The organism is Streptomyces sp. NPDC050263, assembly GCF_040655955.1.
In the GTDB taxonomy this organism is placed as follows: Bacteria; Actinomycetota; Actinomycetes; order Streptomycetales; family Streptomycetaceae; genus Streptomyces.
Genome location: NZ_JBFAKW010000091.1, coordinates 1 through 21,028 on the forward strand (window position 1 = coordinate 1; position 21,028 = coordinate 21,028).

The following is a 21,028-nucleotide window of genomic DNA, read 5'->3' on the forward strand; positions in this document are numbered from 1 at the left end:
GAACCGTCGGCGGCGCCCCGCTCACCGTGGTCAGGCAGTACATCGAGCAGCAGAACCGGCCGGTGTGAGCACAGCCCAGCTCCGCCGGGACCAGCAATCACGACGCTCCGCGCCGCGGGTGGTGAACACGCCGTGTCCGGCGCCGCCGGACAAGACGCGGCGACGCTCCGCGTCGCCACCATCAGATTCGCTTCACCACCGGGCTGAAGCCCGATGCACTGCGAATGAACCCCGGTAGCCGACAAGGTCGGGGGGCGGGGCGATTCGCCCCGCCCCCCGGCCTTGTCGTCGCCTCAGGTCGCCGACGACGGCTTCCCGGTGGTCGGCGCGGCCGGCGGCGTGTTCGTCGGCGCGCCCTTGCCGGAGGCTTCGTCGGGGCCCGTCGGCTCGTTGAAGTCGACCTTGCCCATGTGCTTGTTCATGGACTTCATCAGGGCCCACACCGCCACCGCCATCGCCGCGAAGACGATGAAGCCGAGGACGCCGGGGGTGACCTTGTTCTCGTCGACCTCCTTGGCGAGGGGGACGAGATGCGTCATTGCCAGGCTCACGCTTGCGCTCATGTCAGGCATTGTCGCGGATGCCCGCAAAGAGGTCGTCCTCGGGGAGGGAGGTATCGACGCGGGACTTCGCGAGCTCGTACTCCTCCGTCGGCCAGACCTCCCGCTGGATCTCCATCGGAACGCGGAACCAGCCGCCGTCGGGGTCGATCTGCGTGGCGTGGGCGATCAACGCCTTGTCACGGATCTCGTAGAAGTCGGCGCACGGGATGTGCGTGGTCAGCGTGCGCTCCGGCTGCCCGAACTCGTCCCAGCGCTTGAGCCACTCCGCGTACGGCGACTCCAGGCCGCGCTCGATCATCGCGTTGTGCAGCGCCAGGGTGCGGGGACGGTTGAAGCCCTGGTTGTAGTAGAGCTTCAGCGGCCGGTACACCGGGCCGAACTCGGCCTCGGGATACTTCTCGGCGTCGTCCGCGCCCTCGAAGGCCACCACCGAGATCTTGTAGGTCATGATGTGGTCGGGGTGCGGGTAGCCGCCGTTCTCGTCGTAGGTGGTGATCACCTGGGGGCGGAACGAGCGGATCTGCTTCACCAGCTCGCCGGCCGCCTCGTCGACGTCCTCCAGAGCGAAGCAGCCCTCGGGCAGCGGCGGCAGCGGGTCGCCCTCCGGCAGCCCCGAGTCGACGAAGCCGAGCCACTCCTGCTTGACGCCGAGGATCTCCCGAGCCTCGTCCATCTCCTTCTTGCGTACCTCGTGGATGTGCTCCTCGATGTACTTGTCGCCTTGCAGCTTGGGGTTGAGGATGGAGCCGCGCTCGCCGCCCGTGCAGGTCACCACCAGCACGTCCACCCCCTCGGACACGTACATGGCCATGGTGGCCGCGCCCTTGCTCGACTCGTCGTCGGGGTGCGCATGGACGGCCATCAGTCGCAGCTGGTCAGTCAAGACTCAATCCTCGGTAAGTCGGCGCCCGGTGTGAACCGGCGCGGTCGCAGGCTTCTATAGTGACCGAATCGGAGGGCGATTAATTCCGCGCCGGGAGGACGATCATGAGTACGGCGAGCACGCGACTGCCCGAGGGCCGCTACGGCCGTTCCTCGGACGAGCGCGCCGACCACAAGCTCAGGATCGCCGGCGCCGTGCTCGGCGCGCTGCTGCTCGCGGTGGTCGGCTACTTCGCCTACCACTACGTCGGCCAGAACAAGATCAGCGCCGAGGTGATCACTTTCGACGTGGCCTCGGACGACGCGGTTCAGGTCCACCTGGAGGTCCGCAAGGACTCGGGCGCGAACGGCTACTGCACGATCCGCTCCCAGGCCGCCGACGGCACCGAGGTGGGCCGGGCGGACTTCCGCTTCTCCGGTTCGGACACGCGCATCGACCGGGTGGTCACGCTGCGTACGACGACGAAGGGCACGACGGCTGAGCTGCTCGGCTGTCACGCCGGCTGACGCCGGGCCGCCCAGGCGAGGGCCGGACAGGCGAGGGCCGGACAAGGGCCGGGCGGGGGAGCATCCTCCGCAATACGTACACGCTGACCTGCGTTGACGTATTTCTGATGGCTTATGTCCTCCCCCTTCGCCCGCTGAATTGTTAGGCTCGTGGTTTCGCCCATCCCCTGAGGAACATGCTTCTGGGTAGGGCGATGCTTTGTATTCCCAGTACCGACGAGGAGCACCTGTGACCCAGACCAGCGAGTCCGTCACCTGGCTGACCCAGGAGGCGTACAACAAGCTCAAGGTCGAGCTTGAGTACCTTACTGGTCCTGCGCGCACGGAGATCGCCGCCAAGATCGCGGCCGCGCGCGAGGAGGGGGACCTGCGTGAGAACGGTGGGTACCACGCGGCCAAGGAGGAGCAGGGCAAGCAGGAGCTTCGCGTGCGCCAGCTCACCCAGCTTCTCGACAACGCCAAGGTCGGCGAGGCCCCGGCTTCCACGGACGGCGCCGTGGCGCCCGGCATGGTCGTGACGATCGCGTTCGACGGTGACGAGGACGACACGACGACGTTCCTGCTCGCCTCTCGCGAGTACGCGAGCTCCGACATCGAGACCTACTCGCCGCAGTCGCCCCTGGGCACCGGCGTGATCGGTCACAAGGTCGGCGAGGACGCGCAGTACGAGCTGCCGAACGGCAAGAAGGCCTCCGTGCGCATTCTCAAGGCCGAGCCCTACAGCGGCTGACCCTCACCGCGGCTGAGCCCTCTCTCCCGGACGTTCCTGTTCCCGGACCCTCCTGACGAGCCCCCGGCACCCGTGCTGCCGGGGGCTTCGTCATGCGACGCCTCCGTCATGAGCGGCTTCGTCAAGCAGTGCCTTCATGGCGTCGTCACGCGGTGGCCGAGCGGTACTTGCGGACCGCGAGCGTCCGGAAGATCAGGACGATCAGAACCGAGTAGATCAGCGAGGCCCAGACCGGGTGCTGCATGGGCCAGGCGTCGGAGGCCGACTGGCCGGGGTTGGCGAACAGCACCCGGCAGGCCTGGACGGTGGCGCTGAAGGGGTTCCACTCGGCCACATGACGCAGCCAGGGCGTCATGTTGCCGGTGTCCACGAACGCGTTGGATATGAAGGTCACCGGGAAGAGCCAGATCAGCCCGCCGGAGGTGGCCGCCTCGGGTGTGCGGACGGTGAGGCCGATCAGCGCGCCGATCCAGGTGAACGCGTACCCGAGCAGGAGCAGCAGGCCGAAGGCGGCCAGCACCCGGCCGATGTTGGTGTCGCCGTTGGACCCGACCCGCCAGCCGACGAGGAGGGCGACGACCGCCAGGACGAGCAGCGTGAGCGCCGTCTGCACGAGATCGGCGAGGGTGCGCCCGGTGAGTACCGCGCCGCGCGCCATGGGCAGGGAGCGGAAGCGATCTATGAGGCCCTTGTGCATGTCGTCGGCGATGCCCGCGCCGGCGCCTGCGGTGGCGAAGGTGACGGTCTGCGCGAAGATGCCCGCCATCAGGAAGTTCTTGTAGTCGGTGGCGCTCGTGCTGCCGCCGATCTGCATCGAGCCGCCGAACACGTAGGTGAAGAGCACCACGAACATGATCGGCTGGATGAGCCCGAAGATGACCATTTCCGGGATGCGGGACATCCGGATCAGGTTGCGCTTTGCAACGACCAGTGAATCGCGGACGGACTGTCCGAGCGGGTGGGCTGGCGCGGGTGCCGCGCCGCGTACGGCGTCGGTGACGGCACTCATTTGACGGTCTTCCTCTCGCTCTGTCCGGTGGGTTCGTCGCGTTCGCCGTGTTCGTCGCCTTCGGCCTTCGCTTCGGCCACGTGTCCCGTCAGGGACAGGAAGACATCGTCGAGGGTGGGGCGGCGCAGGCCTATGTCGTCTATCTCTATGCCGCGGGTGTCGAGCTCGCGGATGACCTCGGCGAGGAGCTTGGCGCCGCCCGCGACGGGCACGGTGAGCTTGCGGGTGTGCTGCTCGATGGCGGTCTCGCCCTTGCCGAAGCCGGCCAGTATCTCCGCGGCCGTGCCGATGTGTTCGCGATCGTGCACCACGACCTCCACGCGCTCTCCGCCGGTGCGGGCCTTGAGCTGGTCGGAGGTGCCGCGGGCGATGACACGGCCGTGGTCGACGACCGCGATGTCGTGCGCGAGGTGGTCGGCCTCTTCGAGGTACTGGGTGGTCAGCAGCAGCGTCGTGCCGCCGGAGACCAGACGCTTGATCACCTCCCACAGGAGTTGGCGGTTGCGTGGGTCGAGGCCGGTCGTCGGCTCGTCCATGAACATCACGGGCGGTGAGACCACCAGCGCCGCGGCCAGGTCGAGGCGGCGGCGCATGCCACCGGAGTAGGTCTTGGCGGTGCGGTCGGCGGCGTCCGCGAGGTCGAACTGCTCGAGCAGTTCGGCGGCCCGGACCTTGGCCGCGCCGGATTTCATCTGGTAGAGCTGACCGACCATCTGGAGGTTCTCGCGGCCGGTGAGGTATTCGTCGACCGCGGCGAACTGACCGGACAGGCCGATCGAGCGGCGTACCTCGTTGGGGTGTTTGAGCACGTCGAGGCCGGCGACGACGGCCCGGCCCCGGTCGGGGCGCAGGAGGGTGGTCAGGCAGCGGACCGTGGTGGTCTTGCCCGCGCCGTTCGGCCCGAGCAGGCCGAGGACGGTGCCCTCCGGGACGTCGAGGTCGACGCCGTCCAGAGCCTTTACGTCACCGAAGGTCTTGACCAGGCCTTCGGCGTAGATGGCGCCCGGCATATCAGTCTCCACGTCGTTGGGGATTCTTCGGAAAGGCTAGGTTTGTACTTTTCGTTCCGCCCGTCGCTCCGCACGACCGGGCAGGGAATGAGCGGCATGCGACACACCATAACGCGATGTATCGCGTCTCACAACAGACTTACTCGAATGAGTGACGAAGAGGGCTCTGACCTGCACCGATGACCGGAACCAATGCCCTGGACCGAGGGCGTCGGGAACGCTCAGTCGATGACGATGTAGCCGGACTCGCGCAGGGCCCGGCCGACCTCGGCGCAGTGCACCGGCCCCTTCGTCTCCAAGTGCAGCTCGACCTCCGCCTCGGTCAGCCCGAGCCGGGGATCGGTCCGCACATGGCCCACGTCCAGAACGTTAGCGTCGGCCACTGACAACACCCCGAGCAGCGTGGCGAGGGCGCCCGGCCGGTCCGTCAGCCGCAGCCGAACGGCCAGGTAGCGGCCCTGCGCCGCCATGCCGTGCCGCAGCACCCGCTCCATCAGCACCGGATCGACGTTGCCGCCGGACAGCACCGCGACGACCGGGCCGGCGAAGGATTCGGGCCGGCTCAGCAGCGCGGCCACCGGGCTCGCCCCGGCCGGCTCGACGACCAGCTTGGCCCGCTCCAGGCACAGCAGCAGCGCGGTGGACAACTCGTCCTCCGTCACCGTGCGCACCTCGTCCACCAGATCGCCGACGAGGGCGAACGGGACGTCGCCGGGCCGGCCGACCTTGATGCCGTCGGCCATCGTCGCCGGGTTGCGGATCGACACCGGCCGGCCGGCCGCCAACGAGGGCGGATACGCCGCGGCCCCCGCCGCCTGCACGCCGACGATCCGCACGTCCGGCCGCAGCGCCTTCACCGCGACGCCGATGCCCGCCGCCAGACCGCCGCCGCCGATCCCGACGACGATCGTGCGCACCTCCGGACACTGCTCCAGGATCTCCAGGCCGACCGTGCCCTGCCCCGCGATGACGTCGGGGTGGTCGAAGGGGTGGATGAACACCGCCCCCGTCGCGTCGGCGTACTCCTGCGCGGCGGCCAGCGTCTCGTCGACCACCTGACCGTGCAGGCGCACCTCGGCGCCGTACTCGCGGGTGGCGCTGATCTTGGGAAGCGGCGCGCCCTGTGGCATGAACACCGTGGAACGCACGCCCAGCAGCGACGACGCCAGCGCGACGCCCTGCGCGTGGTTGCCCGCGCTCGCCGCGACGACCCCGGCTGCCCGCTCCTCCGGCAGCAGCCCGGCGATCCGGACGTACGCGCCGCGCAGCTTGAACGATCCCGTCCGCTGGAGGTTCTCGCACTTGAAGTGCACGGGAGCCCCCACCAGCTGGGAGAGATGCCTGCTGCCCTCCATGGCGGTCATCCGCGCCACGCCCGAAAGCATCTTCTGGGCGCCACGCACATCGTCGAGGGTGACGGCACGCAAGGAGTCAGCCGTGCGGTAGCTCATGACACCAGCATCGCAGTTCACAGGCGGGAACGGCCGCTGTGACCAACCTCCGAGACCGGTTTCCGCAGCGCCGGTACGACCCGCCTTCCGGCCGCGTACTCTGTCCCCCATTCCAGCAGCCCCTTCATGAAGTGAGCCCCCGGCCATGCCCACAACACCTGAAATGTCGATGGACATGACGACCGTCGGTGACACCGGTCTTCTCGACACGCTGCAGCACGAGGTCGCGGTGTTCGCCCGCCGTGCCGAACAGACCCGGCTCGGCGGTGTCGGGCAGGTGCGCAACTCCATGGACCGCGCCGCGTACCTGCTGCTCAACCGCCTCGACAGGGAAGGCCCGATGGGCGTCAAGGCGCTCGCCGCGAGCATGGGCATCGACTCGTCCACGGTCACCCGGCAGGTGGCCCCGCTCGTCGACACCGGCCTGGTCAAGCGGACCTCGCACCCCGAGGACGGACGGGCCGTGGTGCTCCAGCTGTCCCCGCGCGGGCAGTCGCGTCTGGAGGAAGTGCGGTCCTCCCGGCGTCAGTTGATGGCCGAGCTCACGGAGGACTGGGCACCGGCGGAGCGCGAGGCGTTCTGCACGCTCCTCACGCGCTTCAACACCGCGCTGTCCTCCCGGATGGCCGCCCAGGGGCTGCCGGGCGCGGAGCCGTCGCCGTCCGCCTCCTGAGCGAGCGGCGCGATGCGCGCGACTGCCGACTGTCGAGCGAGGAGTGCGCGGCTCTTGACCGAAAGCCTGCCCCTGGCCTCATATGAGACCGAAGGACATGGCCGTCCAGGGGCCAGGGGTCCAGCGGTTCCGGGATCCAGGGGCTCAGGGGGAAGCCGTCGGGCGGGAGGCTCGGTGTGCGAGAGACACGTGCGGCCCAGGAAGCCCGCCGGGCCCGGGAGTTCGAGGCGTTCGTCGCCGGAGCGGGCGGACGGCTGCTGCACGCCGCCACACTGCTCACCGCCGAGGCCCCGGACGACAACCCGCGCGCGCGTCGCCTGCTGACCTTCGCCCTCGCGCACACGTACGCGTGCTGGGACCGGCTGCACGGCGAGGACCCGTACAACCGGGCCCGCGAACACCTGGCCACCCGTTTCCTGCACGGCGCCTGGCATCGGTACGGCGCGCTGCCCCTGGGCCGCATCCTCCGGCGCCCCGCCGCCGTCGGCGCGCTGGCCCGGCTCACTCCCCAGGAGCGCCTCGTCCTGGTCCTGAGGCTGTACGAGGGCGTCGCCGAGGAGCAGGTGGCGGCCCTGCTGGGCATCCCGAAGGACCGGGTCCGCACGGTCTGCGACCGCGCGACGGCGACGCTTCTGCACCCCCCGCGCGGACCGGCGCCCGCGGTGCGGCGGGCGAAGGCGGCGGCGTCGTGAACCGCGCCGAGCGGGATGCCGCCGTCCGGCAGATCATGGAGCGGACGCCACCGCACGTGCCGAGGGAGCTCCACGCGGACGTCGTACGCCGGGGCAGCCGCATGCTGCGCCGCCGGACGATCGCCCGGCGGCTGCTGTGGCTGCTGCTGCTCGCGGCGACCGTGGCGTTCGTGGTCTGGGCGGTGATCGCCCAGCCCTGGGTGGAGCCGCCGTCGGAGACGACTCCACCGCTCACCGACTGGTGACAACCGCCCTGGGGGCTGTCTGGCCGAGGGCCTGCTGCAGGTCTTCGAGGAGATCGTCGACGTTCTCGATGCCCACGGAGAGACGGACGAGATCGGCGGGCACCTCGAGGGCGGAACCGGCCACGGACGCGTGCGTCATGCGCCCCGGGTGCTCGATGAGGGACTCGACGCCGCCCAGGGACTCGCCCAGGGTGAACACCTTGGCGCGGTTGCAGACCTCGACGGCGGCCTCCTCGCCGCCGGTGACCCGGAAGGAGATCATGCCGCCGAACGCCCGCATCTGCTTGGCGGCGACCTCGTGACCGGGGTGCTCCGGCAGGCCCGGGTACAGCACGCTCGTCACGCGCGCGTGACGGGTCAGCATGTCGGCGACCTTGGTCGCGTTCTCGCTGTGCCGGTCCATGCGCACCGACAGCGTCTTCGTGCCGCGCAGCACCAGCCAGGAGTCGAAGGGCCCGGCGACCGCGCCCATCGCGTTCTGGTGGAACGCCAACTCCTCGCCCAGCTCCGCGTCGCCGGTGATCAGCGCGCCGCCGACGACGTCCGAGTGGCCGCCCATGTACTTGGTCAGGGAGTGCACGACGACGTCCGCGCCGAGCGCCAGCGGCTGCTGGAGATACGGCGTGGCGAAGGTGTTGTCGACGACGAGTCGGGCGCCCGCGTCACGGGCGACCTGGGCGACGGCGGCGATGTCGGTGATGCCGAGCAGCGGGTTGGAGGGGGTCTCCACCCATACGACCTTGGTCTGCGGGGTGACGGCGGCCCGTACGGCGGACGGATCGCCGGTGTCGGCGACCGACCACTCGACCCCCCACCGGGCGACGACCTTGGCGAAGAGCCGGAAGGTGCCGCCGTACGCGTCGTTGGGGATGACCACGTGGTCGCCGGGGCTGAGCAGCGTACGCAACAGGCAGTCCTCGGCCGCCAGTCCGGAAGCGAACGCGAGGCCTCGGCTGCCGCCTTCGAGGGCGGCGAGGTTCTCCTCCAGGGCGGTCCTGGTCGGGTTGGCGCTGCGGCTGTACTCGTAACCGCCGCGCAGGCCGCCGACGCCGTCCTGCTTGTAGGTCGAGACCTGGTAGATCGGCGGGACGACCGCGCCGGTGAGGGGATCGGCGGTGTTGCCCGCGTGGATCGCGAGGGTCTCGAAATGCTGACTGATGTGCCTGTCGCTCATGGGCACCGAGCGTAGTCCGCTCACGGCCCGGGCGCGGGGCGGGCGGGGCGGGCGCGGGGCGGGCGCTTTCCGCGGCCGCGGACGCAAGGTTTTCCACAGCTGCAGGCGGACGGTTGTCCACAGGTCCGGGGGTGGGTTCGCCAATTGTCGGCGCGGTCTGGTTCGCTTGTGGCATGGAGATTCTCTGGGTCCTGATGGCGCTGATCATGATCAGCTTCGTGGTGCTGTCGTTCGTGCGGCGCAGGCGCGGCCCGATCGGGCTGGTATCGGAGGATCACCCGGACGCCGCGAACCCGGCGACCTACGGATTCGTGCGCACGGAGGAGCTGGACATCCGCATGCCCGGCCCCGACCAGGACCTGCTGGACGTGCTGGACGTGGTGCAGCACACGCAGGACTACCGGGCCGCGCAGCAGCTGCTCGTCGGCACCGGCACGCAGGGCGAGCTGCGCTGGCAGCGCGTGCAGGCCTTCGCGGGCGCGGCGGCGCTGGAGCTGCAACGGCGGCCGGGCGGGGTCGGCGAGACGCCGGGCGGGCAGTGGCTGCGGGTGTGGCGGACCGAGGCGCCGAAGGACGCGGGCGGCGCGGCGGTGCACGCCGAGTTCCTGGTGCAGCAGGCGTGGCGGACGTCGACGCGGGGCACGGACGACTTCCGGATCATCATGGAGGAGGCGAAGGACGCCTGCGGTCAGGCGGCGCTGCTCTCCCCCGGCGACCCGATCCCGTACATCGTCGAGCTGTCCGTGGCCCGTGGCCTGAACTACTCGCAGGCCGAGTTCGAGCAGCTCTGGCTGAAGATCCTGGACCGCGCGCCGGCGCACATGGGGGCGCATCTGGCGGCCCTGCACTACTGGTGCGAGAAGTGGCACGGTTCGCGGGAGCTGGCGAACGCGTTCGCGGAGGCGGCAGCGGCCAGAGCCCCTCAGGGCTCCCTGCTCGCGGCCATGCCGCTGTTCGCGGTCTTCGAGCACCTGCCCGAGGTGAACCTGGTCGCCGGCTTCTACCAGAGCGAGGTCGTGACGAAGGCGATGCACGGCGCGCTGTTCGCGGTGCACTCGGCCCGGCCCGACGACCAGATGCTGGCGCACGTCCGGCACCTGCTGATCTTCTTCCTGGTGCGCGCCGAGCGCTGGTCGGAGGCGATGAACCAGCTCATACACGTGGACGGCCACGTCGGCGCCCTTCCCTGGACGCTCTCCCCCGACCCGGCGGGCGAGTTCGCGGTCTACCGCGCGTTGGCGGTGGCGGGCTACGAGGCGAACGGCGGCAGCCCGGCGACGCTGCCGCACTGAGACGGAGCCGGGACGGAGGCTGGTGGGGGGCCGACGCGGGCCGACGAAGCGCAAGCGCTGCCGGCCCCCGCCCTCCTACTCCCCCCAGACACACACTCCGATTCCGGGGACACACACTCCGTCGCCGGGGACACACACTCCGTCGCCGGGCAGGTCAGCCCTCCGCGCGGACGGGCAGCCGCCATCCCGGGCGCGGGAAGTGGCAGGTGTAGCCGTCGGGGTAGCGCTGAAGGTAGTCCTGGTGCTCGGGCTCGGCCTCCCAGAACGGGCCGACCGGCTCCACCTCGGTGACGACCTTGCCGGGCCACAGTCCGGAGGCGTCCACGTCGGCGATCGTGTCCTCGGCGATCCGCTTCTGCTCGTCGTCCACGTAGTAGATCGCCGAGCGGTAGCTGAGGCCGATGTCGTTGCCCTGGCGGTTCTTGGTGCTCGGGTCGTGGATCTGGAAGAAGAACTCCAGGAGCGGGCGGAAGTCGGTCTTCGCCGGATCGAAAAGGATCTCGATGGCCTCCGCGTGCGTGCCGTGGTTACGGTACGTCGCGTTCGGCACGTCACCCCCCGTGTATCCGACCCGGGTCGCCGTCACGCCCGGGAGTCGGCGGATCAGCTCCTCCATCCCCCAGAAGCATCCACCAGCCAGCACGGCCCTCTGCGTCTGCGCCGCCATTACGGCCCCTCCAATGTCTGTCGGCTCGCTAACCGGGCTGCTCGGCTCGCACACCACCGGCATCCCAGGCCCACTGACCTCAACACACGAGGCCGCCGAGCGATTCCGTACCCGCCCACGCACCCTGCGGACGGCCGCCGAACGCGTCGAAAATCAGTGGCTCCTCGAACCGGCCGACCCCACGCTGTACGCCATGGAAGAACCGCAACGCGGGATCCGTGCGCTCTACGCCGAATCCACGATCACCGTCTACCAGGCGTACACCCCTCAGATCGGCCGCCCCGCCGCCCGCGAGGGCCGCTTCCCCGACGCGTGGAAGCGGGACCGGATGACTTGGATCAAGCCCAGCTTCCTGTGGATGATGTACCGCTGCGGCTGGGGCACGAAGCCGGGGCAGGAGACCGTCCTCGCTGTCGAGATCGGCCGGGTCGGCTTCGAGTGGGCGCTGGACCACGCGTGTCTGTCGAGTTACGTCCGCGGGGTGCACCCCGACCGAGCCACCTGGCAGCGCCAGTTGAAGTACGCGCCCACCCGCGTGCAGTGGGACCCCGAGCGAGATCTTCGCCTACAGCCCCTGCCGTACCGCTCCCTGCAACTCGGCCTCTCCGGCGAGGCTGTACGGCGTTACGCGGACGAGTGGACGGTCTCCATCCGCGACGTGACCCCGCTCGCCCACGAGATCCACGCCCTCGTCGGCACCGGCGACCTGGACTCCGCCGCCCGACTGCTGCCCCAGGAACGCCCCTACCCCGTGGGATACGAGCTTCCTGCCCACCTGCGCGGATGACGGGCTGCTCGATCCGACAGCCTGAGTGAACGCCGCGCCAGGTCGGGACAGGCGTCGGCTCACCAGTCGTGCATGGTCCCGTCCCTCAGCCTGTTGACCGGCAAGTACGCCGGCTCGTACGGGAAGCGGCGCGCCGCCTCGGTGTCGAGTTCGACTCCCAGTCCCGGGGTGTCGGACGGATGCAGCAGCCCGTCCTCGAACCGGAACGAGGTGCGGAAGACCTCCAGCGTCCGCTCGGAGTGCTGCATGTACTCCTGGATGCCGAAGTTGTGGATGGCCAGGTCCAGGTGGAGCGCCGCGGCCATGCCCACCGGGGAGATGTCGGTCGGGCCGTGCATCCCCGACTTGACGCCGTAGACGTCTGCGAGATCGAGCAGCTTCTTCATGGCGGTGACACCACCGGTGTGGGTGACGGCGGATCGCACGTAGTCGATCAGCCGCTCGCTCAGCAACGTGGTGTAGTCGTACACCGAGTTGAAGACCTCACCGATCGCCAACGGTGTCGTCGTGTGCTGCCGGATCAGGCGCAGGGCCGCCTGATCCTCCGCAGGCGTGGCATCCTCCAGCCAGAACAGGTCGTACGGTTCCAGTGCCTTGCCCAGCTGAGCGGCCTGGATCGGCGTCATCCGGTGGTGCCCGTCGTGCAGCAACGGCAGTTCGGGACCGAACTCCGCCCGGACGGCCTCGAAGACGGACGGCATGTGCCGCAGGTACGCGCGAGTGTCCCAGGTCTCCACCGTCGGGCGGAGCCGCCCGCCGACGGTGGCGCGGCGCGCGGGCTCGTAGTCGTAGCGCTCTGCGCCCTCCGCGCCGGAGGCAGCCACCCCGTACACCGAGTCCAGGCCGGGGATGCCGCTCTGAACGCGGATGGCTCGGTAGCCCAGCTCAAGATGCTTACGGACGGAGTCGAGCAGTTCGGGCACATCGCGGCCCGAGGCGTGCCCGTAGGCCATGGCTCCGCTGCGGGACGCACCGCCGAGGAGCTGGTAGAGGGGCATCCCGGCGCTCTTGGCCTTGATGTCCCACAGCGCTGTGTCGACCGCCGCGACGGCCGCCATGGTCACGGGGCCGCGCCGCCAGTAGGCGCCCCGGTAGAGGTACTGCCAGGTGTCCTCGATGCGCGAGGCGTCGCCGCCGAGGATCAGCGGGACGAGATGGTCGTCCAGATACGACTGCACGGCCAGTTCCCGGCCGTTCAGCGTGGCGTCGCCGAGGCCGGTGACGCCGTCCTCGGTGGTGAGGCGCAGGGTGACGAAGTTCCGTCCCGGGCTGGTGACGATCACCTCGGCAGACTCAATCCGCATGACGAGGTCCCTCTCTTCGGTCGGGTCGATCGGGCGGGTCGATCAGGCGGGTCGATCAGGCGGGTCGATCAGGCGGGTCGATCAGGCGGGTCTTCGGCCATGGAGCCGTGCGGCGTCAGGGTGCGGTGAGCCCGTGGCCGGGGCTCGGTCCGTACGCGGCCGGCGGGACTCAGGCACGGGCCGCCCGACTCGGACGCGGTCCGTGTTCGGGCGGAGCTGTTCAGCGCCCCCGCGCGCGCCGGGCCAGCTCGGTCTGGACCTCGGCGACGATGCGTTCGACGGGCAGGGTCGCGTCGACCGTCATGCCGACCTCGTCGTCCTGCAATGGTTCGAGGTCCTCGAACTGTGAGGGCACCAGGGAGGCCGGCATGTAGTGCGACCGTCTGCCGGCCACGCGGGCGGTGGCCTCGTCCTGGCCGAGTTCCAGGTACACGAAGAACGCGTCAGGGCGGGCCACACGCAGCATCTCGCGGTAGATACGTCTGAGGGCCGAGCAGGTGATCACCAGCCCCTCCTCCGAGCCCGCCGCCCGCATGCGGCCCGCGAGGGCGGCCAGCCACGGACTGCGGCTCCGGTCGTCGAGACGCTCTCCGCGCTCCATCGACTCCCGGTTGCGCCTGCTGTGGAAGCGGTCCCCCTCCTCGAAGGGCGCTCTGAGCGACTCCGCCAAGTACTGGCCCACGGTGGTCTTGCCGCACCCGGTCACCCCCATAACGACGACGGGAGCGCGCCGAGCACGGACCAACGCGGCCATGGCGTCCCGGAAACCGTCTCGATGGGCGGTCGGCAGGCCGTTCGCATTGAACTCGTCCAGCCCCGCCCGAAGATGGTCGAGCACCGCGGGATCCTGCAGTCGCCCGCCCCTGATCTCGGCGAGGATGGCCTCCGCGAAGGCCTCCGAGGCCGTCGCCAGTCCCTGGTCGACGGCGTAGGCCAGCCCCATGTGCAGCCACATGGCGATCGGCTCCGGCCGGGTGGGATAGCTCTGCACGGTGTCGGCGCCGACAGCGGCGCGCGCCGACGTGACCGTCACATCCTGGTGACCGCCCGCCCAGTCCCGGTCGATCCGGTGGTTCAACGCCATGACGACCGGGTGGGACAGACGCAGGAACAGCTCGTTGCGCGAGCCGGCCAACAGGGTGCGGTGGAAAGCGGCGTCGACGTCCCGGAAGCGCTGCCGGATCGCGGCTCCTTCCCGCGGCTGTGCAAAGTCCGGTTCCTCGCTGAGGGCGAGCAAGGTGCGGGCTTGGCTGGTCAGGTCGTGGCAGACCTCCGCGGACCTGCTCAGCGCCGCGAGCCTGGCCGCCCGGGGCTCGATCACCTCCCGCAGCTCGGTGAGCGACCGCATCTGGCTGTCGGGGGCCACCTCCAGACGCCACGCGATCACGTCGGGGTCCAGCAGGTCCCACCGTTCCAGCGCCTGAACGGTGGCTCCGATCCGCGGCTGCAGATTGATCAGGCCCTTCTGATGCAGCGTCTGCAGTGCCTCGCGCGCCATGGGCCGGGTGATCCCGAACTCGTGCATGACGGCGTCCACGGTCAGGTGCTGATCGCGCGGCTTGCCGCCTTCCACGATCTGGCAGCCCAGTAGTTCCACCACCTTGGCGGTGGAACCCCGTAAGGCGTCCTCGGAATCCACGCGGGGGTCTAATTCAGGACCAGTCATGGCGGGAATGCTAGGTCACAACGCTGTTCTGGTCAGCCGTCCGGTCAACGCGTGAAGAAGCGCAGAGAGCCCTACGGGCGCACGCCGGAGCGCGCGTCTGGCCACGATCGCCCTCTTGTGCCCCTTCGCGCAGCGATGACACATCAGAAGCCTTCTCTGATACCGCTCATCTGGCTACGGTGGTCACTCATTCGAGAGGTTCCTGACGCAGCTGCAGGAGTGCCGTATGCCCGAACCGACCTCGCCCACGCCACCACCACCACTGCCACCGCCACCACCGCCGGAGCGGCTGTCCTTGCGCTGGGCTCTCATTCTCTTAGCCGCGGTGGTGGCAGGACTGCTGGCAGGGCTGCTGACCTACGCCCAGTCGGGCAGCTGGCCCGGATCGCTCATGGCCGCACTCGGCGCGAGCGGCGCGGCACTCGTGGGCCTTCCGCTGCTGCTCTGAGGTGCGACGAAGCCGCCCGGATCCTCCTGCCCCGCCGTCCGGCTTCTGCCCCTCTCACAACTCATCGGCCAGGTCACGCCGTGCCACGGACACCGGGCGTCCCGAACGGCCACGCGCCCGGGGGCGAGCCCTTCGGGGGTCCGGCCAAACGTCGACCGACGCCACGCCGCGACGGCATGCATCGGCTGCTGTAGTGGCCCCCGCTTTCCGCGATCGGCTACCGGCAACCGGCAACCGGCGTGCGTCGGTTGGATGGGGTGGTGGTCATGGTCGGGGACGCTTCGTCGAGGGCTTGCGGAACTGTTCGATCATCGCTGCGTAGCCGTGGGCACCGTGCCCGTCGGCTACGGCCCGGTCGGTCAAGGCCTTGACGAACCGCGGAAGTTCGGCGTTGACACCGAGCAGCTCGCTTTCGCGGACGAGGTGGTCCATCGCGGCCAGGTGCGTGTCGATGGTGGAGTCGAGGGCCGGGTACGCGGCGTCGTCGATCTGCTGCGCATAGCCGGGCAGCCACTCGGCCACGGTTCCCATCGCACTGTTCGCGACCGGGGCGAAGGCCGCGGCGCTCACCCCCGCCGCGCCGAGCAGAGCGACTCCCTGCAGGAAGCCGTTCAGCATGCCCCACATCAGGCCCAGCACAGCCGCCTCGTGCAGGGACGACAGGCCATGGTCGCCGCCGAGGCGGGTAGTTCCCGCGCCGAGACTCGACAGGGCCGACTCGTGCAGGTCGAAGACCGGCTGCGGCCCGCTGTAGAGGATGGCGGCGTCCGCCGTGCCGATGGCTTGAGGGGCGGCCATGATCGCGCCGTCGAGATACGCGCTGCCACGCCGGGCCGCCCACTCGGCGGTCGCACGGGCCTGCGCCGACGTGCCCGAGGTCAGGTTGACCAGCACCCGGCCCTCGAGGACCTCGTCCAGCGGATCGAGGAGCTCGTACACGGCGTCGTAGTCCGTGACACAGACGACCACGAGCGGGCTTGCCGCGACGGCGTCGCCGGGCGAGTCGGCGAGCTTCGCGCCCTGGGCGACGAGTTGTTCCGCTTTCGCTGCCGTCCGGTTCCACACGGTCGTGGGGTACCCGTCACGCAGGAACGCTCCGGCCAGCGCCCGGCCCATCAGGCCCAGGCCGATGACCGTCACAGGGGTGCGGTCGTCGTCGTGATCCTGCATCTTGTGCTCCCTCGAGGCTCGGTTCGGGGTCATGGCAGAATCGTCGACGTTCACACCGGTATGAAGGTCAAGGGGGAGTGACCGTGCTGATCGGGGAGCTGAGTCGGCGGACCGGGGTCCGTACGCATCAACTGCGGTACTACGAGGCGCAGGGCTTGCTCGAGTCCGGTCGCGGCGCCAACGGCTACCGCGAGTACGGCGACGACGCGGTTCTGACCGTGGCTCAGATCAGGAAGCTGCTCGAAGCCGGACTGTCCACCGAGGAGATCGGGTTTCTGCAGCCCTGCGTCACCGGCACGGCCCCTGACCTCGAGCCCTGCCCCGAGCTCCTGGACACGCTGCGAGCGCGGCTGAAGGGGCTGGGCGAACAGATCGACACGCTCACCCGCTCGCGCCAGACACTCCACGACTACATCGACGCCGCCGAACGCACGGCACCGCGCTCTCGGTGAGGCAGCGGCACTGCTCCTGCCCTTGCGGAATAGGGCTCATCGGGTGGTGGGGGCCTGGATGGCGAGGACTCGATCGCGCAGTACGGGGAGTTCGGTGCGGATGCGGGTGACTTCGGCCATGTCGAGATCCACCGTAACCGTCTCCTCCGTGGTGCCGGCCGCGCCCAGGACCGTCCCCCAGGGGTCGATGATCATGCTGTGGCCGGCCTGCCTCATGCCTCCATGGGCACCCGCCGCGCAACAGGCCAGGAGGAAGACCTGTTCCTCCAGGGCCCTCGTGCGCGTGAGGAGCTGCCAGTGGCTGAGGCGGGCCGCGGGCCATGCGGCGGGGACCACGATCAGTTCGGCGCCCGCGTCGAGCAGGCCCCTGAAGAGTTCGGGGAAGCGGAGGTCGTAACAGATGGCGAGGCCGACGACACCGAAGTCGGCGGGGACGGTGACGATGCCGTCTCCGCCGCCCATCAGGGTCGCCTCGCCGGTGTCGAAGCCGTATCGGTGGATCTTGCGATAGCGCCCGTGCAGGTCGCCGGCCCGGTCGAAGAGCAGCGCGGTGTTGTAGAGCGTCCCGTCCGCGTCCCGCTCGACGATCGATCCGGCGTGGAGCCACACCCCGGCCTGACGGGCGGCTGCGGACATGGCCTCGGCGGTGGCCCCGTCGACCCCTTCGGCATCGGGCCCCCAGCGGTCGTACGACCACGCGCCGGCCGTCCACAGCTCCGGCAGGACCACGAGATCGTCGCCCGTCCGGCCACGGACCAGCGAGGCTGCCCTGTGGCGGCGCTCCTCGGCGGTCTCCGACGAGTCCACGGACAGCTGTATCAGCGAGGCACGCATGGCTGTCACCTTCGCGATGATTTCCGATGTTTTCCGACTGTTTCCGCGCGGTCTCCTTCGAGCGTAGGCAGCAACATGCGCATCCCGCGCCCCAGATACACCAGCCGCCCACCACGGCCCGCCCGTACCAGCCCGCCCTACCAGCCCGCCCTACCAGCCCGCCCGTACCAACCTGCCCGTACCAACCTGCCCGTACCAACCTGCCCCGGATGATCAAGCGGCTACCGGGCCGACCACGTCCTGCGGCCGGGAAGTCTGCCCTGGGTCACGGCGAGGGACGCTCCGGTCAGGAGGATCGCCGCGCCTGTTCCCTGTAGCCGGCCGAGGGACTCGCCGAGGAAGAGCGTGGCGCACAGGGTGTTGACCACGGGGACGGTGAACATCATCAGGGAGGCGTTCGCGGGGCCCACCGCGCCGATGCCCCGGTGGTAGAGCAGGTTGGCTATGGCCGTCGGGCCTATCGCGAGGTACGCGGTGTTCAGCCAGACTCCCGACGACAACGCGCTCCAGTCGACCTCCGTCATGTCCGGCGCGGCGAGCAGTGCCAGCAGTACGGCGCCCGCGCACGTCGCGTAGGCGGTGGCGCGCAGGGGTTCGATGCCGGCCAGGACCCGGGGTCCCAGCACCGTGTAGCCGGCCCAGCAGACGGCGCTGATCAAGAACAGCGCGTCACCCCACAGCCGGGACGAGTCTCCTTCGGTGCCGGCGTCGGCCCCGATGAAGAAGACCACTGCTCCGGTGAGGCCCAGGGCGAGGCCGGTCAGCCGCGCGGGCCCGGCCCGCTCTTTGCCGGTCAGGAGCAGGAAAGCACTGGTCAGGACCGGGCTCATGACCGGGATGAGGATGCCCGCGTCGAGCGAGGGGGCCTTCGACAGGCCCCAGAAGAAGAAGCCGTTGTAGGCGAAGACGCCCAGCACTCCGGCCGCCGCCCGCCACCCGTCACGGGCCGGTGCCCGGGCTGCGGCCGCACGGTCGCCCAGCAGCCGGACGGCGACCAGCAGGGCCAACGCGCCGCCGCCGAACCGCAGCAAGGCTCCCACGGTGTGCGGCACATGCTCCACGACAGCCTTGGAGCTCGAGAAGGCGCTGCCCCAGAGCACCATCGTCGTCGACCGTTGCAGGTACGGGTTGCCGAGCCTCGTCGGCCGCCGGGTCCCGGTCTTCGCGTCCGTGTCCCGATTCAACGGGCCCCGTCCCCAGCTGACTTGAACGCTCTGCGCGCGCGACAATGCGCCCATGGGGACGAGGCAAGGGAGCGGCGACGGCTGGGCTCGGTACTGGCGGGACGGGAGCCGTCCGCTGGAGGCGATGCACGCGCACTTCTTCGAGCACCTGTACCCCTTGCACAGCCACGACACCTACTCGTTCGGCATCACCGATGTCGGCGCCCAGACCTTCCGCTGCCGAGGGGCGGCCCACACCAGTGGCGCGGGCATGGTCATGGCCTTCAACCCCGACGAGGTGCACGACGGGCGGGCGGCGGCGGACCTCGGCTACCAGTACCGCATCGTGCACATCGGGCCGTCGATCGTCCGCGACACGCTCGCCGACGCCGGTGGTGCCGGTGGTGCCGGTGGTGTCGGTGGCGTCGGCGACGGGCGCGGGAGCCGCGGCGGCGGCATGCCGCTGTTCGTACGGCCCGTCCTGGACGACCCCACCCTGACCGTCGCCCTGACCCGGCTGCACGCCGCACTGGTCGACCGCTCGCGCCGGACGACCCGGCTGACGCGGTTGAGGCAGGAAGAACTCCTGGTCGACGCCGTCCTCGCGATGGCCGAACGCGGTGCCACCCGGGCTCCGCGGGTACGGACGCTCGCGGGCCGCGCCCAGCGTCAGGCCGCCGGCCGGGCGCGTGCGCTGCTGAACGACGCGTTCCTCGAGCCGCTCTCCGCGAATGATCTGGCCGCGGCGGCCGGGTGCAGCCGCTTCGCCCTGTACCGCGCCTTCCGCGAGGCCTACGGCGTGCCGCCCAGCGACTATCAGCGTCTGCTCCGGCTGCGCCACGCACGCCGTCTGCTGACCGGCGGGCCGGCGCCGGCGGTCGCGGCGGTCGCGGCGGTCGCGGCCGGATTCTCCGATCAGGCGCATTTGCACCGCTGGTTCAAGCGGGTCTACGGCATCACCCCGGGAACCTTCCTGCGGGCCGTGGGGTGATGCCGTCGGGTGCCGCCATCGAGTGCCATCGAGTGCCATCGGGTGCCATCGGGTGCCGCCGTCTGGTGCCGCCGTCGCGCGGCGACAAATTCGGTTGCCGTGGGCGGCCCGCCGGAGGCTAGATGGCAGACATGGCTGACATCGCTCACACGACCGGCATTCAGGGCTCGTACGACGATCTCTTCACCGCGGTGCCCACCGCGCTCGCCGCGCTGCTGGACGGCGGGGACGCCGGCGGCTCGGTGGCCGTCTTCGTGGACGGCGAGCCGGTGGTGGACGTCTGGGGCGGATTCGCCGACGCGGAACGCACGGTTCCGTGGCAGCGGGACACGATCGTCAACGTCTTCTCCGTCACCAAGACGATGACGGCCCTGTGCGCGCTGGTGCTGGCCGACCGTGGGCAGCTCGATCCGGACGCGCCGGTGGCCCGGTACTGGCCGGAGTTCGCCGCTGCGGGCAAGGAGGGGGTGCTGGTACGGCACCTGCTCTCGCACACCGCGGGCCTGCCCGACTGGGAAGGACCGGTGGCGGAGGTCTACGACTGGCCGGCCGCGACGGCACGACTGGCCGCGACGGCGCCGCAGTGGGAGCCGGGCACCGCGGTCGGGTACCACTCGCTCACCCAGGGGTTCCTCGTGGGCGAGGTCGTCCGCCGGATCACCGGCCGGAGTCCCGGCGAGTTCTTCGCGGACGAGATCGCCGGACCGCTGGGCGCGGACTTCCGGATGGGGCTGCCGGCCGAGCACGACCACCGGGTCGCGCCGACGATCCCGCCGCCGTCCCAGGACGAGGACTACGCCGCGAGCGCGCCCGGCGCCGCCGCGGCCCCGACCGCCGGGACCGTGCTGCGGGTCCGCGACGGCAACAGCGTGGCCTGGCGCCGGGCGCAGATCCCCGCGGCGAGCGGATTCGGCAATGCCCGCTCGGTCGCCCTGGTCCAGTCGGTGATGGCCTGCGGCGGCTCGCTGCGCGGGGTGCGGCTGCTGTCGCAGGCGGGCTGTGACCGCGCGTGGGAGGAGCAGTTCAGCGGCGAGGACCGCGTCCTGGGCATGCCGGTCAGCTGGGGCCTGGGCTATGGGCGCTTCGGCGGCACCTACGGGTGGGGCGGCTGGGGCGGCTCACTGGTCGTGATCGAACCCGAGACGCGGATGACGGTCGCGTACGTGACGAACCAGATGCGCGAGCCCGCTGACGACCAGCGGGGCATGGAGATCGTGATGGCCGCGTACGACGGCCTCACGGGTCTACGGGCGGACAGCTGAGGGCGCCTTCCGGGGGTCGGGCCCCAACCGCCCGACCCCCCTCATCACCGCATCCC

The 21,028-nt window shown here is 70.4% G+C and carries 23 protein-coding genes; 11 read left to right on the top strand and 12 right to left on the bottom strand.

The window, feature by feature from the left end:
• Nucleotides 1–293: 293 nt before the first annotated feature.
• Together AB0J04_RS31630 and mca are read right to left on the bottom strand one after the other, a co-directional pair.
• A complete protein-coding gene (locus AB0J04_RS31630) occupies nucleotides 294–572 on the bottom strand; it encodes a hypothetical protein (protein WP_363172026.1) in 279 nt (92 codons plus the stop codon).
• Nucleotides 565–1,425 (bottom strand): mycothiol conjugate amidase Mca, encoded by an 861-nt coding sequence (mca, locus tag AB0J04_RS31635; RefSeq protein WP_363172061.1) that lies wholly within the window; start codon nucleotides 1,423–1,425, stop codon nucleotides 565–567. Before mca ends, AB0J04_RS31630 begins: the two co-directional genes overlap by 8 nt.
• A 125-nt stretch (nucleotides 1,426–1,550) precedes the next feature.
• Between mca and AB0J04_RS31640 the strand changes: the two genes are divergently transcribed.
• Both AB0J04_RS31640 and greA read left to right on the top strand, forming a co-directional pair.
• Entirely contained in the window at nucleotides 1,551–1,952 is a 402-nt protein-coding gene (locus AB0J04_RS31640; RefSeq protein WP_363172027.1) for a DUF4307 domain-containing protein, read from the top strand.
• Between the two features lie 229 nt (nucleotides 1,953–2,181).
• Complete coding sequence (gene greA, locus AB0J04_RS31645) at nucleotides 2,182–2,682, top strand: transcription elongation factor GreA (RefSeq protein ID WP_358800996.1); 501 nt, start codon at nucleotides 2,182–2,184, stop codon at nucleotides 2,680–2,682.
• 145 nt (nucleotides 2,683–2,827) lie between these two features.
• Here the strand turns inward: greA and AB0J04_RS31650 are convergent, their stop codons facing one another.
• The 3 genes from AB0J04_RS31650 to ilvA form a co-directional block, all read right to left on the bottom strand.
• Entirely contained in the window at nucleotides 2,828–3,691 is an 864-nt protein-coding gene (locus AB0J04_RS31650; RefSeq protein ID WP_363172028.1) for an ABC transporter permease, read from the bottom strand.
• Nucleotides 3,688–4,701: an ATP-binding cassette domain-containing protein gene (locus AB0J04_RS31655; protein ID WP_363172029.1), complete on the bottom strand. Its 1,014-nt coding sequence runs from the start codon at nucleotides 4,699–4,701 to the stop codon at nucleotides 3,688–3,690. Before AB0J04_RS31655 ends, AB0J04_RS31650 begins: the two co-directional genes overlap by 4 nt.
• A 221-nt stretch (nucleotides 4,702–4,922) precedes the next feature.
• On the bottom strand, nucleotides 4,923–6,152 hold the full coding sequence (ilvA, locus tag AB0J04_RS31660) for a threonine ammonia-lyase (RefSeq protein ID WP_363172030.1): 1,230 nt from the start codon (nucleotides 6,150–6,152) through the stop codon (nucleotides 4,923–4,925).
• A gap of 163 nt (nucleotides 6,153–6,315) precedes the next feature.
• Between ilvA and AB0J04_RS31665 the strand changes: the two genes are divergently transcribed.
• From AB0J04_RS31665 to AB0J04_RS31675, 3 genes are all read left to right on the top strand, one after another.
• Nucleotides 6,316–6,825 (top strand): MarR family transcriptional regulator, encoded by a 510-nt coding sequence (locus tag AB0J04_RS31665; RefSeq protein ID WP_363172062.1) that lies wholly within the window; start codon nucleotides 6,316–6,318, stop codon nucleotides 6,823–6,825.
• A 176-nt stretch (nucleotides 6,826–7,001) separates the two neighbouring features.
• Nucleotides 7,002–7,517, top strand: coding sequence for a sigma factor-like helix-turn-helix DNA-binding protein (locus tag AB0J04_RS31670; RefSeq protein ID WP_363172031.1), 516 nt, complete (start codon nucleotides 7,002–7,004; stop codon nucleotides 7,515–7,517).
• Nucleotides 7,514–7,762, top strand: coding sequence for a hypothetical protein (locus AB0J04_RS31675; protein WP_363172032.1), 249 nt, complete (start codon nucleotides 7,514–7,516; stop codon nucleotides 7,760–7,762). The genes AB0J04_RS31670 and AB0J04_RS31675 overlap by 4 nt, the downstream gene beginning before the upstream one ends.
• Here AB0J04_RS31675 and AB0J04_RS31680 read toward each other — a convergent pair.
• Entirely contained in the window at nucleotides 7,749–8,936 is a 1,188-nt protein-coding gene (locus AB0J04_RS31680) for a cystathionine gamma-synthase (protein ID WP_363172033.1), read from the bottom strand. The genes AB0J04_RS31675 and AB0J04_RS31680 overlap by 14 nt on opposite strands.
• 173 nt (nucleotides 8,937–9,109) lie before the next feature.
• Between AB0J04_RS31680 and AB0J04_RS31685 the strand changes: the two genes are divergently transcribed.
• Nucleotides 9,110–10,228, top strand: a complete 1,119-nt coding sequence (locus AB0J04_RS31685; protein ID WP_363172034.1) for a hypothetical protein — start codon at nucleotides 9,110–9,112, stop codon at nucleotides 10,226–10,228.
• A gap of 154 nt (nucleotides 10,229–10,382) precedes the next feature.
• Here the strand turns inward: AB0J04_RS31685 and msrA are convergent, their stop codons facing one another.
• Entirely contained in the window at nucleotides 10,383–10,895 is a 513-nt protein-coding gene (gene msrA / locus AB0J04_RS31690; RefSeq protein WP_363172035.1) for a peptide-methionine (S)-S-oxide reductase MsrA, read from the bottom strand.
• 193 nt (nucleotides 10,896–11,088) lie between these two features.
• Here msrA and AB0J04_RS31695 point away from each other — a divergent pair, with 193 nt between their 5' ends.
• Complete coding sequence (locus tag AB0J04_RS31695) at nucleotides 11,089–11,682, top strand: DUF4291 domain-containing protein (protein ID WP_363172063.1); 594 nt, start codon at nucleotides 11,089–11,091, stop codon at nucleotides 11,680–11,682.
• A 59-nt stretch (nucleotides 11,683–11,741) separates the two neighbouring features.
• Here the strand turns inward: AB0J04_RS31695 and manD are convergent, their stop codons facing one another.
• Together manD and AB0J04_RS31705 are read right to left on the bottom strand one after the other, a co-directional pair.
• Nucleotides 11,742–12,986, bottom strand: a complete 1,245-nt coding sequence (gene manD, locus AB0J04_RS31700; protein ID WP_363172036.1) for a D-mannonate dehydratase ManD — start codon at nucleotides 12,984–12,986, stop codon at nucleotides 11,742–11,744.
• A gap of 220 nt (nucleotides 12,987–13,206) precedes the next feature.
• Nucleotides 13,207–14,625, bottom strand: a complete 1,419-nt coding sequence (locus tag AB0J04_RS31705; RefSeq protein ID WP_363172037.1) for a gluconokinase, GntK/IdnK-type — start codon at nucleotides 14,623–14,625, stop codon at nucleotides 13,207–13,209.
• A gap of 352 nt (nucleotides 14,626–14,977) precedes the next feature.
• Between AB0J04_RS31705 and AB0J04_RS31710 the strand changes: the two genes are divergently transcribed.
• Nucleotides 14,978–15,100 (top strand): hypothetical protein, encoded by a 123-nt coding sequence (locus tag AB0J04_RS31710; RefSeq protein ID WP_363172038.1) that lies wholly within the window; start codon nucleotides 14,978–14,980, stop codon nucleotides 15,098–15,100.
• Nucleotides 15,101–15,364: 264 nt separating this feature from the next.
• On the opposite strand, the gene AB0J04_RS31715 is transcribed toward AB0J04_RS31710, so the two are convergent.
• On the bottom strand, nucleotides 15,365–16,270 hold the full coding sequence (locus AB0J04_RS31715; RefSeq protein ID WP_363172039.1) for an NAD(P)-binding domain-containing protein: 906 nt from the start codon (nucleotides 16,268–16,270) through the stop codon (nucleotides 15,365–15,367).
• An 83-nt stretch (nucleotides 16,271–16,353) separates the two neighbouring features.
• Between AB0J04_RS31715 and AB0J04_RS31720 the strand changes: the two genes are divergently transcribed.
• Nucleotides 16,354–16,722 carry a MerR family transcriptional regulator gene (locus AB0J04_RS31720; protein WP_363172064.1) on the top strand — a complete coding sequence of 123 codons (369 nt, stop codon included), beginning with the start codon at nucleotides 16,354–16,356 and terminating at the stop codon, nucleotides 16,720–16,722.
• 36 nt (nucleotides 16,723–16,758) lie between these two features.
• Here AB0J04_RS31720 and AB0J04_RS31725 read toward each other — a convergent pair whose 3' ends face one another.
• Together AB0J04_RS31725 and AB0J04_RS31730 are read right to left on the bottom strand one after the other, a co-directional pair.
• Nucleotides 16,759–17,556: a nitrilase-related carbon-nitrogen hydrolase gene (locus AB0J04_RS31725; RefSeq protein WP_363172040.1), complete on the bottom strand. Its 798-nt coding sequence runs from the start codon at nucleotides 17,554–17,556 to the stop codon at nucleotides 16,759–16,761.
• A gap of 221 nt (nucleotides 17,557–17,777) precedes the next feature.
• Entirely contained in the window at nucleotides 17,778–18,740 is a 963-nt protein-coding gene (locus AB0J04_RS31730) for a DMT family transporter (protein ID WP_363172041.1), read from the bottom strand.
• 52 nt (nucleotides 18,741–18,792) lie between these two features.
• Here AB0J04_RS31730 and AB0J04_RS31735 point away from each other — a divergent pair, with 52 nt between their 5' ends.
• Together AB0J04_RS31735 and AB0J04_RS31740 are read left to right on the top strand one after the other, a co-directional pair.
• The gene (locus AB0J04_RS31735; RefSeq protein WP_363172042.1) at nucleotides 18,793–19,710 is read left to right on the top strand and encodes an AraC family transcriptional regulator; all 918 of its coding nucleotides are present in this window, start codon (nucleotides 18,793–18,795) and stop codon (nucleotides 19,708–19,710) included.
• Between the two features lie 131 nt (nucleotides 19,711–19,841).
• Nucleotides 19,842–20,972 carry a serine hydrolase domain-containing protein gene (locus tag AB0J04_RS31740; RefSeq protein ID WP_363172043.1) on the top strand — a complete coding sequence of 377 codons (1,131 nt, stop codon included), beginning with the start codon at nucleotides 19,842–19,844 and terminating at the stop codon, nucleotides 20,970–20,972.
• The last annotated feature ends 56 nt before the right edge of the window (nucleotides 20,973–21,028 follow it).